Origin of the sequence: Virgibacillus sp. SK37 (assembly GCF_000725285.1) — a bacterium.
Taxonomy (GTDB): Bacteria; Bacillota; Bacilli; order Bacillales; family Amphibacillaceae; genus Virgibacillus_Q.
Genome location: NZ_CP007161.1, coordinates 3805691 through 3821074, shown reverse-complemented (window position 1 = coordinate 3821074; position 15384 = coordinate 3805691). Strand labels below are relative to the sequence as shown.

Here is a 15384-nt window from a genome sequence, read left to right as displayed (position 1 = left end):
TCTGGAGTTCACTCCTTTCTATTTTTAGTGATATAAAAAGCCTCTCTCAATCTATGTAGACGGAAAGGCAACACATTTTAATAAACTTTTGTACAGTCTTCAATTTTTTCGATGTGGATAATAAATAGAGGTACCACTAAGTATATAGTAGAGTTATAAACCTTATCCACAGTTATGTTTATAACCTTATATAGAAGGTGTGGAATAAGTATCCACATCTTATCCACAATCTGTGTATAAGTAAATTTTGGATTTTATTTTTGGATGAGTTAAACACAAATATAATATCAAATAGAAGCAGGAAATGCAATGGTTTATCGACACTTATCCACAAATTCAACCCGTTGTATACAAATTCTATCCACACCCCTATATTTTGTGATTTACTTGTCGATAAATGATGTGGATAATAAAAATGGCTCGAAAAATAGCGAACAAGCACTGTGGATAAACTTTTTTTGAAAGTGAGTTGACAGATTGCGGTTTTATTACGTATAATTACAAAGACTGTCTACTGGATTAGTTTTAATTTGGATATTTCATCCCTTGGGGAGGTGCAAGATAAAATGAAAAGAACGTTTCAACCAAATAATCGTAAACGGAAAAAGGTACACGGCTTTAGAACTCGCATGAGTACTAAAAACGGACGTAAAGTTTTGGCTCGTCGCCGTCGTAAAGGAAGAAAAGTATTATCTGCATAGGCCACTGAAGCGTCAGTGGTCTTTTTTTCAATATAAGATCGTTTGTATGTTTACATAATTTCTTCAGTTGGATCTGTGTCTGGAAAAAGCCGTGAATACATAAATTTTTAGGACAAGCTTGTGTTGTACTAGTAGTAAAGGTGATAGAATGAAAAAGGAATTTCGGATTAAAAAGAATGAAGAGTTTCAATACGCATTTAAAAATGGTAAATCTTTTGCCAACAGACAGCTTGTCATCTACTATGTTGAAAAAAAAGATCAACAGCATTTCCGAATTGGACTATCCGTAGGTAAAAAAATTGGTAACGCTGTTACAAGAAATAGAATAAAACGGTACTTACGACAAGCCTTCCAAGAGCTTGAAAGCAATATTAAGTATCCTTATGATATTGTGATTATTGCGAGGCAGCCTACAAAGGACATGGAGTATATTGAAATAAAAAAAAGTTTAACACATCTATTATATAAAGAACGTTTATTGAAAAAGGTATAGCTTGATTGCCTATTTTAAGTTAAAATAACATGGAATTAGACTACTTGTTTAGGGTTAGCGTGAAGGGCGCTTTGTAGTTAGGAGGAAACATTTTGCGTAAAAAGTATTTATTGCTGGTAGCCTTAGTTGGCTTGCTTGCTGTACTCTCTGGGTGTACTCAGATAGACCAGCCAATAACAGCAGAGAGTGAAGGATTCTGGAATAGTTATTTCGTATATCCATTATCCATGGTAATCACTTACTTTGCCGAATTATTTAGTGAAAATTACGGACTGGCAATTGTAATTGTTACAGTGATCGTTCGTTTAGTATTGTTACCTTTAAACGTGAAACAATTAAAAAGTTCTCAAGCAATGCAGGATATTCAGCCTGAATTGAAAGAACTTCAAAAGAAATACAGTTCCAAAGATGCGAATACACAACAAAAGCTTCAACAAGAGACAATGGCTTTATTTCAAAAGCATGGGGTGAACCCGCTTGCTGGATGTTTACCGATTTTTGTTCAGATGCCAATTCTGATTGCAATGTACCATGCAATTATGCGTACAGGGGAAATCAGTTCACATAACTTCCTTTGGTTTGAATTAGGCTCACCTGACTATATTTTACCGATCATTGCTGCAGGTGCTACTTTCCTTCAGCAGAAGTTAATGATGGCAGGTAGTCCGGCAGCCCAAAATCCACAAATGATGGTTATGCTTTATGTAATGCCACTCATGATTGGTGTATTTGCATTCTTCTTCCCGGCAGCCCTAGCATTATACTGGGTTGTAGGTAATATCTTTATGGTAGCACAGACAATATTTATTCGTAAGCCTATGATGAAGAAAGGTTCAGATACTGGAGGAGACAAAAAGTGAGAGAAATAACTGCTAGCGGCCAAACAGTTGAAGAAGCGGTCCAGTCAGCATTAGAGCAGTTAAACACAACAAGGGACCAAATAGAAATTAATGTAATTGACGAAGGAAAAAAAGGACTTTTGGGGCTATTTGGTTCCAAACGTGCATTTGTTAAAGTGACAATGAAAAAAGATCTTGTTCAAGAGACTGAAAACTTTATTAAGGACATCACTCAAAAAATGAATGTGGAGATTGATGTTATAACAAAAGTTGAAGGTAAGCATGTCACGTATGAATTGCAAGGTGATAATATCGCCGTTCTTATTGGGAAACGTGGTCAAACATTAAATGCATTGCAATACTTGGTAAATCTCGCTTTAAATAAAGATAGTGATCAATTTTATTCAGTAACTTTAGATGCAGAAGGCTACAGGGGTCGAAGGAAAGAGACATTGGAGTCTTTGGCAGAAAAAATGGCGGCTAAATCTATTCGCCTTAATAAAAAGGTTGCTCTTGAGCCAATGCCAGCATTTGAACGAAAAATTATTCATAGTGCATTGCAAAAGAGAAAAGATGTATCTACATCATCCAATGGTGTGGAACCACATAGACATATTGTGATAAAACCTGCCACATAATTAAATCCGCTTGGTTCTTAATTGAGCCAAGCGGATTTTTTATTTGGAAAATTAAGTATTGAATTTTGGCTTTAAGATAACTTCTTTGCTGCTAGAAAAATAGCAAAGCATATAAACTTTGAACTGTAGAACGAGAGTATCTGGCACAAAACGGAATAATCAGCAGGAGAGTGAAAGAATCCGCCGCAGAACAGAATAATCGGCAGGAGAGTGAAAAGAAGGATTAATTGTCCTTGCTCTAAGTAATTATTTTTGGGCCTCTAGCAAGTATGCTGAAGAAATGACTAATCAAAAGATAGATAAAACTGGTGCTTATGTTTCAAATGGCTATGGTAGGCAGTGCGGATGCCGGAGATCTAGTTATGTTTACAGCAAACGATGAAAAAAATACAGTTACTTATCTTGGAGAAGCAGCGGGTTTGCGTATGAATGAGTTAGATTCATATAGTGAATTAGGGCGTAGTGAACACGACCTTTTCATAATCTGGGAATTCCCTCAGCATTGGTATTCATACATCTCTAGAACTGTGTTATTATACGGAAGACGATTTGCTACAATATATTAGTTAAGAGAATTTAAAGGATGTATCTAATAGTGTGCTGCGATTTACCAAATAGCCAGAAAAGACACACCAGCATTGAAAAAGTCCCAGGTAGCTCCAGTACCTGTGGATTATTATTATAAAGAGCCTGAATTGTAAAATTGTCTTAAAAGCCGGTTATTCACAGTGTGGATAACCGGCTTTTGTGAGAGACGAATTATTTTTGTGGATAACTTTATTTTTGAGGTAAAATGTGATATTCTATTAAGTTAGTGACGATAAATAAATTCATTCGTTATTAACATAGATATTATTCATGTTGGAGGTGAAAGCGATGGAAACAGATACAATTACTGCGATATCAACCCCTATTGGTGAAGGTGCAATTGCCATTGTGAGGTTGAGTGGTCCAGAGGCAATTTCCATAACCAATCAACTATACAAGGGAAAAAATCTCGGTGAGGTAGATTCTCATACGATTCATTATGGAAAGATTATTGATCCAGAAACAGAGGAAGTTGCTGAGGAGGTAATGGTTTCCGTAATGCGTGCGCCGAAGACATTTACCAGGGAAGATGTTGTGGAAATAAATTGCCATGGTGGGATGGTCTCTGTCAATCGCGTATTGGAGATTGTTCTTAGTAAAGGCGCCCGCTTAGCAGAGCCGGGTGAATTTACCAAGCGTGCTTTTCTGCATGGAAGAATTGATTTGTCCCAAGCAGAAGCTGTTATGGATTTAATCCGGGCAAAAACTGATAAAGCAATGTCTGTGGCACTGAAACAAATGGATGGAAGGTTATCTGGATTAATTCAGCACCTAAGACAGGAGCTGCTGGAGACCGTTGCTCACGTGGAGGTTAATATAGATTATCCGGAATACGATGATGTGGAAGAGATGTCCCATGAAATGATGCGCATAAAAACAAAAGAGGTCAATAAAGAAATAGAAAACCTGCTTGAAGTAGCAAAACAGGGTAAAATATTGCGTGAAGGATTGGCTACTGCGATTATCGGCAGGCCAAATGTAGGGAAATCTTCCTTAATGAATGCATTGGTTCAGGAAAATAAAGCAATTGTAACAGAGATACCGGGTACGACCCGTGATATTATAGAAGAGTACGTGAATGTCCGTGGAGTTCCACTTCGTCTCGTTGATACGGCGGGGATTCGGGAAACAGAGGATATTGTCGAAAAGATTGGTGTAGAACGTTCCAGACAAGTACTGAAGGAATCAGATTTGATCCTGTACGTATTGAATTATAATGAAGCTCTTACAGATGAGGATCGAAAGCTGTTTGAAGCTATACAAGGACTTGAGTATATTGTAATTATCAATAAAACAGATTTGGAACAAAAGCTTGATTTAAATGAAGTAAGGAATTTAGCAGAAAATAACCCAGTCGTTACGACTTCTTTAATTGAAGAAGAGGGCATAAATGAATTGGAAGCTGCAATTGCGAAAACATTTTTTGCCGGGGATATTGATACAGGTGATTTAACATATGTATCCAATGTGAGACATATCCAGTTATTGAAGCAGGCTAAGCAAGCATTAGAAGATGCAGTGAATGGACTTGAAATGGGAATGCCTTTGGATATTGTACAAATTGACGTGACTCGTACGTGGGAGTTTTTAGGCGAAATCATTGGTGATACAGCTAGTGATAGCTTAATTGATCAATTGTTCTCCCAATTTTGCTTAGGAAAATAACAATAGATAAAATTAGTTAGCAGTGGTGTGTGCGCAGGGAATATCTTGTTAAAATAATAATAACTATTCCGCCCTGTTGCAGACACCTGTGCTTTTTATATAGAAAGGATGAAATACTATGACATACAATGCTGGCCATTATGATGTAATCGTTATTGGAGCAGGACATGCCGGCGTAGAAGCTGGGCTTGCTGCAGCGAGAATGGGTGCAAAGACATTAATGCTGACATTGAATCTGGACATGATCGCTTTTATGCCATGTAACCCTTCTTTAGGCGGCCCTGCAAAAGGTATTGTTGTACGTGAAATAGACGCCCTTGGAGGAGCTATGGCGAAAGTAATTGATAAAACGCATATTCAAATGCGTATGCTAAATACTGGTAAGGGACCGGCAGTGCAAGCATTACGTGCCCAAGCCGATAAACCATTATATATAAAAGAAATGAAAAATATTATCGAAAATGAGCCTAATTTGACATTACGCCAGGGTATGGTTGATGAGTTAATTGTCGAAGATGGGGTATGTAAAGGTGTAATTACGGAAACAAAAGCAGCTTACTCTGCAGGGACGGTAATTATAACTACTGGTACGTTTATGCGTGGAAAAGTGTTAATGGGAGATTTGGAATATGAAAGTGGTCCAAACAACCAACGCGTATCCATTAAACTTTCTGAACATCTGGAGGATCTTGGTTTTGAGCTTACAAGGTTTAAAACAGGAACACCACCACGAGTGAATAGCCATACAATTGATTATTCCAAAACAGAAATTCAACCTGGTGATGAGAAGCCGCAAAGCTTTTCCTATGAAACGACAGAATATATTACGGATCAAATTCCTTGTTGGTTAACTTATACGAATGAGTTTACCCATCAGGTAATCAATGATAATTTGTCGCTTTCTGCTATGTATTCCGGTATGAAGCGTGGGACAGGACCTCGTTATTGCCCTTCTATTGAAGATAAAATTGTGCGATTTAACGACAAACCACGTCATCAAATCTTTTTGGAGCCGGAAGGAAGAGATACGGAAGAGGTATATGTACAAGGCTTATCAACTTCTTTACCAGAATCCATTCAACATGAAATGGTGCGTAGTGTGAAAGGGCTTGAAAATGCTGAAATTATGCGTGCAGGCTATGCAATTGAATATGATGCCGTCGTACCTACACAGCTTTGGCCAACACTAGAGACAAAGAAGATTCCTGGTTTGTTTACGGCTGGACAAATTAACGGTACCTCAGGTTATGAAGAGGCAGCAGCTCAAGGAATTATGGCAGGAATTAATGCAGCAGCAAAAGTGCAAGGTAAGGAACCGGTAATTCTTGATCGCTCTCAAGCTTATATTGGTGTATTAATAGATGATCTTGTGACAAAAGGAACAAACGAACCATATCGTCTTCTTACTTCACGAGCAGAATATCGTTTATTATTACGTCATGATAATGCCGACCTTCGTCTAACTGAGGTTGGGCATAAACTTGGGATTATTTCAGAAGAACGCTATGCAAAATTCCTTGAGAAAAAGCGTCTGGTAGAAGAAGAGAAAAAACGTCTAAATAAAATTGTTATTAAACCAAATGAGGCTGTTAACAATATCATTACAAATGCTGGTGGAACACCATTAAAAGAGGCGTTTAAAGCTTATGATCTAATGAAGCGACCAGAACTTAGCTATGAATTGGTTGATCAAATGCTCCCAGAACATGTGGAACTTCCTATTGATGTACAGGAGCAGGTTGGCATTCAAATTAAGTATGAAGGTTATATTAATAAAGCAAAAGAACAAGTTGCTCGCATGCTGAAAATGGAAGATAAAAAAATTCCAGAGGATATCGATTATGATGCAATTAGCGGTATTGCAACAGAAGCGAGAGAGAAGCTTAAGAAAGTTCGCCCTCTATCTGTAGGGCAAGCTTCACGAATTTCCGGTGTTAATCCTGCAGATGTTTCCATATTACTTGTTTATATCGAGCAAGGAAACATTGCCAGAGTAGCGAATTAGGCATCGAATACTCGAGGCTTTACAGAGAGAAATTGCTTTATTAGAATTTAAGAGGCTGCCATAAAGGCAGTCTCTTATCCCATACATATACATATATAAGGAGATACGTCTTTATGAATCCAGAACAATTTTCGCTTGCATTGATGGACAAAGGGATAGAGTTAAATGACCATCAAAAAAAGCAGTTTTCTATTTATTATGAGACATTAATCGAATGGAACGAAAAAATTAATCTAACTGCGCTTACAGCTAAGCAGGATGTTTATTTAAAGCATTTTTATGATTCTATCTCTGCAGCATTTTATGTAGATTTTAATACAGTTGAAAATATATGTGACGTAGGAGCAGGAGCTGGTTTCCCAAGTCTGCCATTAAAAATCTGCTTCCCTCATTTACAAGTTACTATTGTTGATTCTTTAAAAAAGCGAATTGGTTTTTTAAATGAATTAGCGACAAAACTGGAAATAGATAATGTAGCATTTTACCATGATCGCGCTGAAAACTTCGGTAAACATACACAGTTTAGAGAAACATTTGACATCGTTACAGCAAGAGCAGTAGCTCGGATGTCTGTTTTGAGTGAATTATGTCTTCCGTTAGTAAAAAAAGGTGGCAGTTTTGTAGCAATGAAGGGTGCTCAGGCGAAAGAGGAAATATCCGTTGGAGCTTCTGCCATAGAATTATTAGGTGGCACGTTACGTGAAACACATACCTTTACCCTTCCAAGTGAAGATAGCGAACGATCCATTGTAATCGTTGAAAAGACGAAAAAAACACCAAAAAAATACCCTAGAAAAGCCGGCACACCAAACAAAGAACCAATAGAATAGATGATAGGTGTGGAGAAAGAGGCAACAATATATTTACTGATTTAATACTTTTATTCTAGTAAATGTGGTAAAATGGTAATAGGAACAGACGAAAAAATGAAGTACGCAACAGGTTTGTTGTTGCGTTTTTTCTTATTACATCTTTTGGATGTTTTTCAGTTTATTATTTCATGTGATTACGTCTATTCATAGAAAATGTTTCACGTGGAACATTTCTATTTTATACATAGATTGATAGTTTGTTAAAGAATATAAAGGTGGTGTCTAATAGTGGTAAAGCCTTTTAATAGAATTTTTGGTTTGGGAGATAACAAGGCAGATGCTGAACCAGAAGAGGTAGGTTATCATCCGGATGAAGTGGTTCAATTACCTGTACAAAACATTGAGCCAAACCGATATCAGCCAAGGTCTATCTTTAATGAGGAAAAGATAAAAGAACTTGCCCAGACTATTCATACACATGGGATGATTCAGCCCATTGTAGTTCGTAAGATAGAGGATGAGGAAAATAAATATGAATTAATTGCAGGTGAGCGCAGATGGCGTGCCGTTCAATCACTTGGTTGGGAAAATGTTTCAGCTATTATTCGAGAGATGACAAATGCTGAAACTGCCTCTGTTGCATTGATTGAAAACCTGCAAAGAGAAGAATTAACTGTTATAGAAGAAGCAACAGCATATGGTAAATTACTGGAATTGCATGGGATTACGCAGGAGGCTTTAGCTCAGCGACTTGGTAAAAGCCAATCTACTATAGCAAATAAAATTCGATTATTAAAACTCCCTGAAGAGGTCCAACAATCTATTTTAAATAAAGAAATTACTGAACGACATGCTAGGGCACTAATTAAATTGGGAGATCCAGAGAAGCAGTTAAAAGTATTAAAGGATATTTTAGAAAATGATTTAAATGTAAAGCAAACAGAAGAAAAAATTGCTAAAATGAATGAGCCTCAGACAGAGCCAAAAAAGAAAAAAACGAAGTTAAAAGGCTTTAATAAAGATATTCGGATCGCAATGAATACCATTCGTCAATCCTTAAGCATGGTTTCGGATACAGGTGTAGAAGTAGAGTCAGATGAACAAGAATTGGATGACTGTTACCAAATCACAATTAAAATACCTAAGAAGAAATAATTTATCTCATACTTCATGTTCAACGCCCATCTTAGTTAAGGTGGGCCTTTTTGCCAATAATTATTAATACCCTTATTGACATGAAAGAACTAGGAGTAATAGTAGGTATTCAAAAAATGTTATGTTCGAAAAGGGATTAGTGAATATATAAGATTAATAATGAATTACAATTCGCATTTTATTCGGCATTTTTTCTTTATTAATGATAGAATAATATGTATATAGTTTAGGTAGGTGTCAACATGGGAAAAATAATGTCCATCGCAAATCAAAAAGGTGGCGTAGGGAAAACAACTTCATCTGTGAACTTGAGTGCATGCCTTGCACATTTGGGCAATAAAGTACTGCTTGTAGATACAGATCCCCAAGGAAATGCAACTAGTGGGGTAGGAGTTAATAAAGCAGATGTAAAACATTGTATTTATAATGTGCTTGTAGAAGATATGCCAGCAGAAGAAGTATGTATCCCGACAAGTGTAAACAACTTAGATATTATTCCGGCAACCATTCAACTTGCAGGTGCGGAAATTGAACTTGTGCCTACAATTTCAAGGGAAATTCGCTTGAAAAAATCATTAGAAGAACTGAAAGAGACGTATGATTATATTATTATAGATTGTCCACCATCTTTAGGGTTACTAACCTTGAACGCTTTGACTTCATCTGACACAGTGTTAATTCCAGTGCAATGTGAATATTATGCGTTGGAAGGGTTAAGTCAGCTTCTAAACACAATCCGTTTAGTACAAAAACACCTCAACAAACAATTGATGATTGAGGGTGTATTATTAACAATGTTAGATGCCAGAACAAATCTTGGTATACAGGTAATAGAAGAGGTAAAGAAATATTTTCAGGATAAAGTGTATAATTCCATCATACCTAGAAATGTAAGGTTAGGCGAAGCACCCAGCCATGGACAACCAATTATCACATATGATCCTAAATCAAGGGGAGCAGAAGTATATTTGGAGTTAGCAAAGGAAGTGATGGCCAATGGCGAAAGGGTTAGGTAAAGGAATAAATGCTTTCTTTCCAGATATAGAGGAAAAAGAGGATGACATCATTCAAGAAATCGCAATTACCGAATGCAGACCGAATCCATATCAACCAAGAAAGACATTTCATGCAGATGCAATTGAGGAGTTAAAGGATTCCATTCTTGAATATGGGATCATTCAGCCTCTTATTGTCAGAAAGAGTATTAAGGGCTACGAAATTGTAGTTGGCGAAAGACGTTTTCGAGCAGCGAAGGAAGCTGGACTTGAAAAGGTTCCTGTTGTTATCAAGGAATTAACCGATGATAAAATGATGGAGCTGGCGTTGCTTGAAAATCTACAGCGTGAGGATCTAACACCAATTGAAGAAGCACAAGCATATGCTAATTTAATGACAGAATTGAAGGTTACGCAGGAAGAATTGGCAAAAAAGTTAGGGAAGAGTCGTTCCCACATTGCGAACATCGTACGCCTTCTTTCCTTGCCAGAGCAGGTAATCGCATATATTAATAATGGTGAATTATCGATGGGACATGGCAGAGCTTTATTAGGGTTGAAGGAAAAGGATAGAATAATTCCTTTTGTAAATAAAATCCGCCATGAAAAACTGAATGTGCGACAGGTTGAACAACTGATTAATCAGTTAAATGAAAGACCTGTAAGGAAAAAGGAAAAACCGAAAAAGGATATATTTTTACAGGAAAGAGAGTCGATCCTTAGAGAGAGGTTTGGTACTTCTGTAAATATTCATCGGGGTAAAAGAAAAGGGAAAATTGAGATTGAATTTTACAATGATGAAGACCTGGAACGTATTATTGAAACACTTGAAAAGTAAATAATGCTTCATTTATTGAACGGTTACTTTTATACAAAGCGTTAGCACAGGAACTGAACAGGCTTCCGCTATGGAGAAGGTTCATACAGCTCAAAATCTTATAGTTTCTGATGGAAGGACTGGCGGCAGGGATCGTCAGTCTTTTATTATCATTTTATATAGGGGGAAGGCAAATGATATATTTTGATCAGGCTGCATCCTCATTTCCAAAGCCACCACAGGTTGTTGAAGCAATGGTCCATGTAATGACCAAGACAGGTGCTAATCCAGGAAGAGGCGGCCACAAAACAGCTAGGGAAGCAGCCGATATTATTCGTAAAACAAGAGAAAAAGCAGCAAATATCTTTGGATGTACGGATCCCAAAAAAGCGCTTTTTTATAATAATGCGACGGTAGCATTAAACCAAGCAATTAAGGGGTTAAGCTGGGAGCCTGGAGATCATGTTATTTCTACTTCCTTGGAGCATAACTCTGTAAGGAGGCCCCTTGAATACATAAAAGAAACATTTGGTGTAGAGATTACTTATATACCGTGGTCCCCCGATGAAGAACAATTTACGAAAGCAGTTCAGCAGGAGGTAAAACAAAATACAAAATTAGTGGCAATCGCACATGCCTCCAACGTGACAGGCACGGTACTTCCTATAGATGAAATATTAGATGTAGTGAGGAACAAAGGAATTATTACATTAGTGGATGCATCACAAACTGCTGGCCATATCCCTATCCACATGAAAGAGCAAGGGATTGATATGCTTGCTTTTCCGGGTCACAAGGGCTTGCTTGGTCCACAAGGTACAGGAATGCTCTTGTTAGAAGGTGATATCACTTTAAACCCTTTGCATCACGGGGGGACAGGCAGCTTTTCTGATACCCCACATCAGCCAGAACAGTTACCGGAAAAACTGGAGAGTGGTACGTTAAATACACCAGGAATTGCTGGCCTTTATGCTGCTTTGGAATGCTATGAAAAGCGAAAAGATGAAAATGTTCCACGTGAAACAATCTTGATTAGAAGGTTGGAAGCCGGGTTGCAAAAAATCCCTGGAGTTATCTGTTATGGTGTGGAAGACGATCAGCTGAAAATGCCAATTGTTGCTTTTAACGTGCAAGAGGTTAACTCACAAGAAATAGCAACCATTTTAGATACACATTATCAAATTGGCGTGCGTGCTGGTTTACATTGCAGCCCGCTAGGCCATGAAACTCTAAATACACAGGGGCAAGGGGTTATCCGTGCAAGCTTAGGTATATATAATACAGAAAAGGAAGTAGACACTTTCCTAGATGCAATAGAAGAAATAGCAATGGCTTACACAGATTTTGATTAATTGGAGTTGGGTTGAATGGTTTTATATGGAACATTGGTAAATGGTGTATTAATTGTTGTAGGAAGTCTGTTAGGATTATTTTTCACAAAAATCCCGGAAAGATATAAAGAAACTGTTATGCATGGAATTGGGCTTGCTGTCATTCTAATTGGATTGCAAATGGCGTTTTCTACCGAAGTCATTATTATTGTGTTATTAAGTTTATTGACGGGTGCTGTAATTGGGGAATTATTACATGTGGAAGAAGGATTAAACCGTCTGGGTTCTTGGATAGGTAGCAAATTTGCCAGTGACAAAGGGGATGGCTTCAGTGTATCTCAAGGCTTTGTCACCGCTTCCCTTATATTTGTTATTGGTGCTATGTCTGTCATAGGTGCATTAGACAGTGGGATTCGTGGAGACCATGAAATTCTAATTACAAAAGGGGTTATTGATGGTTTTGTTGCACTTGTACTTACAACGACACTGGGCTATGGAGTTATCTTTTCTGTTGTTCCTGTAGTAGTATACCAAGGTGCAATTGCATTATTGGCAACACAAATAGATAGATGGTTACCAGAAGCGTTTTTGAATGGCCTTATTGTAGAGCTAACTGCTGTTGGTGGGCTGTTAATCCTGGCGATTGGGCTAAATCTATTAAAAATAACCAATATACGAATAGGGAATCTATTACCATCTATCTTGACTGTAGCCTTTATTTATTACAATTATCAGCTTTTCGTTTAAATACATATTTGCATGCAAAAAATGCTGTTGAAAAAGCCAGACTTATTCTATTTTTTAGCTATAATTAGAATGAGACTGGCTTTTTTAGGCCCTAATATATTGGGGTTATACAGTGATACGGAAAATAGATAAACTCCGACTTAACTGAAAGTATTGTAAATTGCTTTTTCTAAAAGGTACACTACTAAAATATATTTTGATACCTTTGACGATCATCTATCGCCATTGATTTCCATTACAGATGAACGCTTTCCGCCGGCATGGCTTCAGCCGCTTCCTCCGCTACGCTCCGTCCAGGGTCTTCAGCTCATGCTATTCCGGCAGGAGTCGTCATCTTCCATTTCAATCAATTGGTGTTGCTAACCCTTAAAGGATGTATTTTTCAGTGAATTACGTACCAGTAATTAATTTTCTCTTATAAAAACAAACCTTAGCGAAGGAAAAATACGGAGACTTCTGGGGGAGATGAGGCATAGGTGAGACCCCCGAATGCGGTATAGGGGGCTGGAAGGCTAAAGTCACGACGTCCTGGGGCTGCGCATACTCGCCCCACCAAAACCATTGTCGCAACGCCTTCATGACCAACATCGTGTTGGCCCGAGGCTCATCAGCCGCCCCCGATAAGCGCAGTGTTTTTCCGTAGCGGTGTTATATAGTCTTGTTGCATTAACAGAGAAATAAGTCTACTTTAGTTCGCATTTTAATCCAACTATGAATAATAAAAATACCGTTGGACCCCAACATTTGCAACGGAACCGTTTTTATAAGGCTGTTAGCTAAAGCGGGGTGCGCCCATTTTACTTCCTTCTCACTTACATTGTCTTCTCTTTGTTTATTGGTAATACGATTGCCGGTTGGGCATGTTGGTAGCAAAGACGCTGATCTATATATACCAATAACTCGGAGATTTTTGTTGCCATATCCATTACAATTGATAATCTGGTATTTTGTAATACAGCATATTCCATAAACCCACTCACATTAACTACTCCAGTCAGATGAATATCTCCCACATCGGGCAGACGCTTGTTTAAGGCAGCTCCAGGGCTGATTGGGCCTGTCCCGGCTATCAGCTGACCAATGGATGTGTTTTTGCCGAGACAGGCATCTATTGCAATAATAAAGGGGTTTCTATGTTTTAATTTTATTTTATCCAGATAATCTTGCAGGTTGGTTGCATGCACGGGTTGATGCAACGTACCATAGATGGTTAAATGTTTTGGATTGAGAGAAGAGAACAGGGAGCCAGCCAGTGGGCCAAGCGCATCACCTGTAGATCGGTCTGTTCCAATAAAAACAACAATATAATCTCTTGGAGCCGAAGGGAACCAGGAGATTAATTTTTCTCCCAAGGAAGTATTTAGCTCTGCTTCCTGGTAATACATACGAAAACTTTCATTTTTATTTTTGAAACGATTTATAAGACTCATAGCTTATCCTCCAAAAACATATTGGTATAGTATACGGAAATTTTCAAAAATCTATACATGGATTCTAAAAATATTGGAGGAAAAGTAATGATACGTGCGGGGCTGAAATGGATGTTTTTAATTATAGGAACAACAATTGGGGCAGGATATGCATCAGGCAGGGAGTTATGGCAATTTTTTGGGCATGAAAGTGGACTGGCTATTCTATTGTTCATTGTTTTCTTTTCAATTTGTTGTATGGTAATTATGGATATAAGTCACAAAAAAAAATCAACACAATATTTGCCTGTGTTAAAGGAAATTGTTGGACTTAAATTAACCGGGGTATATGATGTCATGATTTTTTTATATTTATTTACAACGACTGTCGTAATGATTGCGGGGAGTGGGGCAACAGGAAGGGCGTTTAATTTCCCGTATATATGGGGAATAGGTATTATGGTATTTGCCTTGATTATTTTATTTATTAAGGATATAAATGGATTATTATCAGTTAATCAATTTGTGTTGCCTCTGTTATTAGGTGGACTGTTATTTGTATTAATCATGTTTACGTATGATCAAAATCTTTCTCTTTTTTCACATTGGCATGAGCAACGAAATTGGACAGCGGCATTTCCTTTTACGGCACTAAATATTTTACCGTTAATTGCTGTACTTGGTGCAATTGGCAATAAGGTGAAATCAAAAGGTGAAATTGTAATAGCATGTGTTGGAAGTGGCTTGATTTTAGGGATTATTACATATATATATAATAATAGTCTTATACAAATTGCGGACGAGATACTCGTATATGAAATTCCTTTATTCGCCATTTTAAAGCACTATCCATTGGAAATGCTTATTTTCATGAGTGTTTTATTATGGTTTGCTATATTTACAACAGCAGCCTCGGGTGTTTTAGGCATTGTAACAAGGGTGCAGGAATTTTTCCGGTTACCATTGTGGCTCATTGTTGTTATAACATTAATCACTATGCTGCCATTGACCGCCTTTGGCTTTTCAACCTTGGTAAGCTATTTGTATCCGATCTATGGGATACTAAATTTATATGTATTGGTCCGATTATTGCTTTTTCCATTATGGAAAAGAACGGATTCCCGTCCAACCTCATAAAAAAAACAACACACATAGAATTACTATAGAAAAGCAACAGGGAACACAGGAG

15 protein-coding genes are annotated in these 15384 nt (G+C 37.5%); 14 read left to right on the top strand and 1 reads right to left on the bottom strand.

The genetic code is table 11. From position 1 onward, the window contains the following. Positions 1-566 precede the first annotated feature (566 nt). From rpmH to X953_RS18740, 13 genes are all read left to right on the top strand, one after another. On the top strand, positions 567-701 hold the full coding sequence (gene rpmH, locus X953_RS18800) for a 50S ribosomal protein L34 (RefSeq protein ID WP_019377820.1): 135 nt from the start codon (positions 567-569) through the stop codon (positions 699-701). A gap of 148 nt (positions 702-849) precedes the next feature. Beyond that, the gene (gene rnpA, locus X953_RS18795) at positions 850-1194 is read left to right on the top strand and encodes a ribonuclease P protein component (protein ID WP_040956895.1); all 345 of its coding nucleotides are present in this window, start codon (positions 850-852) and stop codon (positions 1192-1194) included. A gap of 92 nt (positions 1195-1286) precedes the next feature. Beyond that, positions 1287-2054, top strand: a complete 768-nt coding sequence (spoIIIJ, locus tag X953_RS18790; RefSeq protein WP_040956894.1) for a YidC family membrane integrase SpoIIIJ — start codon at positions 1287-1289, stop codon at positions 2052-2054. Further along, positions 2051-2671, top strand: a complete 621-nt coding sequence (gene jag, locus X953_RS18785; RefSeq protein ID WP_040956893.1) for an RNA-binding cell elongation regulator Jag/EloR — start codon at positions 2051-2053, stop codon at positions 2669-2671. Before spoIIIJ ends, jag begins: the two co-directional genes overlap by 4 nt. Positions 2672-2994: 323 nt before the next feature. Next, entirely contained in the window at positions 2995-3237 is a 243-nt protein-coding gene (locus X953_RS19275) for a hypothetical protein (protein WP_052350215.1), read from the top strand. A gap of 310 nt (positions 3238-3547) precedes the next feature. Beyond that, a complete protein-coding gene (gene mnmE, locus X953_RS18775) occupies positions 3548-4924 on the top strand; it encodes a tRNA uridine-5-carboxymethylaminomethyl(34) synthesis GTPase MnmE (RefSeq protein ID WP_040956892.1) in 1377 nt (458 codons plus the stop codon). 118 nt (positions 4925-5042) lie between these two features. Then, positions 5043-6929 carry a tRNA uridine-5-carboxymethylaminomethyl(34) synthesis enzyme MnmG gene (mnmG, locus tag X953_RS18770; protein ID WP_040956891.1) on the top strand — a complete coding sequence of 629 codons (1887 nt, stop codon included), beginning with the start codon at positions 5043-5045 and terminating at the stop codon, positions 6927-6929. Between the two features lie 113 nt (positions 6930-7042). Then, complete coding sequence (rsmG, locus tag X953_RS18765; protein ID WP_040956890.1) at positions 7043-7759, top strand: 16S rRNA (guanine(527)-N(7))-methyltransferase RsmG; 717 nt, start codon at positions 7043-7045, stop codon at positions 7757-7759. A gap of 270 nt (positions 7760-8029) precedes the next feature. Continuing rightward, entirely contained in the window at positions 8030-8896 is an 867-nt protein-coding gene (noc, locus tag X953_RS18760; RefSeq protein WP_040956889.1) for a nucleoid occlusion protein, read from the top strand. 242 nt (positions 8897-9138) lie between these two features. Further along, positions 9139-9912 carry a ParA family protein gene (locus X953_RS18755; protein WP_019377829.1) on the top strand — a complete coding sequence of 258 codons (774 nt, stop codon included), beginning with the start codon at positions 9139-9141 and terminating at the stop codon, positions 9910-9912. Then, positions 9893-10729: a ParB/RepB/Spo0J family partition protein gene (locus X953_RS18750; RefSeq protein ID WP_040956888.1), complete on the top strand. Its 837-nt coding sequence runs from the start codon at positions 9893-9895 to the stop codon at positions 10727-10729. The genes X953_RS18755 and X953_RS18750 overlap by 20 nt, the downstream gene beginning before the upstream one ends. 173 nt (positions 10730-10902) lie before the next feature. Continuing rightward, positions 10903-12060, top strand: a complete 1158-nt coding sequence (locus tag X953_RS18745; protein ID WP_040956887.1) for an aminotransferase class V-fold PLP-dependent enzyme — start codon at positions 10903-10905, stop codon at positions 12058-12060. A 15-nt stretch (positions 12061-12075) separates the two neighbouring features. After that, positions 12076-12786 (top strand): DUF554 domain-containing protein, encoded by a 711-nt coding sequence (locus X953_RS18740; protein ID WP_040956886.1) that lies wholly within the window; start codon positions 12076-12078, stop codon positions 12784-12786. A gap of 812 nt (positions 12787-13598) precedes the next feature. Here X953_RS18740 and yyaC read toward each other — a convergent pair. Beyond that, entirely contained in the window at positions 13599-14216 is a 618-nt protein-coding gene (gene yyaC, locus X953_RS18735) for a spore protease YyaC (protein WP_040956885.1), read from the bottom strand. An 87-nt stretch (positions 14217-14303) separates the two neighbouring features. Here yyaC and X953_RS18730 point away from each other — a divergent pair, with 87 nt between their 5' ends. Next, complete coding sequence (locus X953_RS18730) at positions 14304-15332, top strand: membrane protein (protein ID WP_040956884.1); 1029 nt, start codon at positions 14304-14306, stop codon at positions 15330-15332. Positions 15333-15384 lie beyond the last annotated feature (52 nt).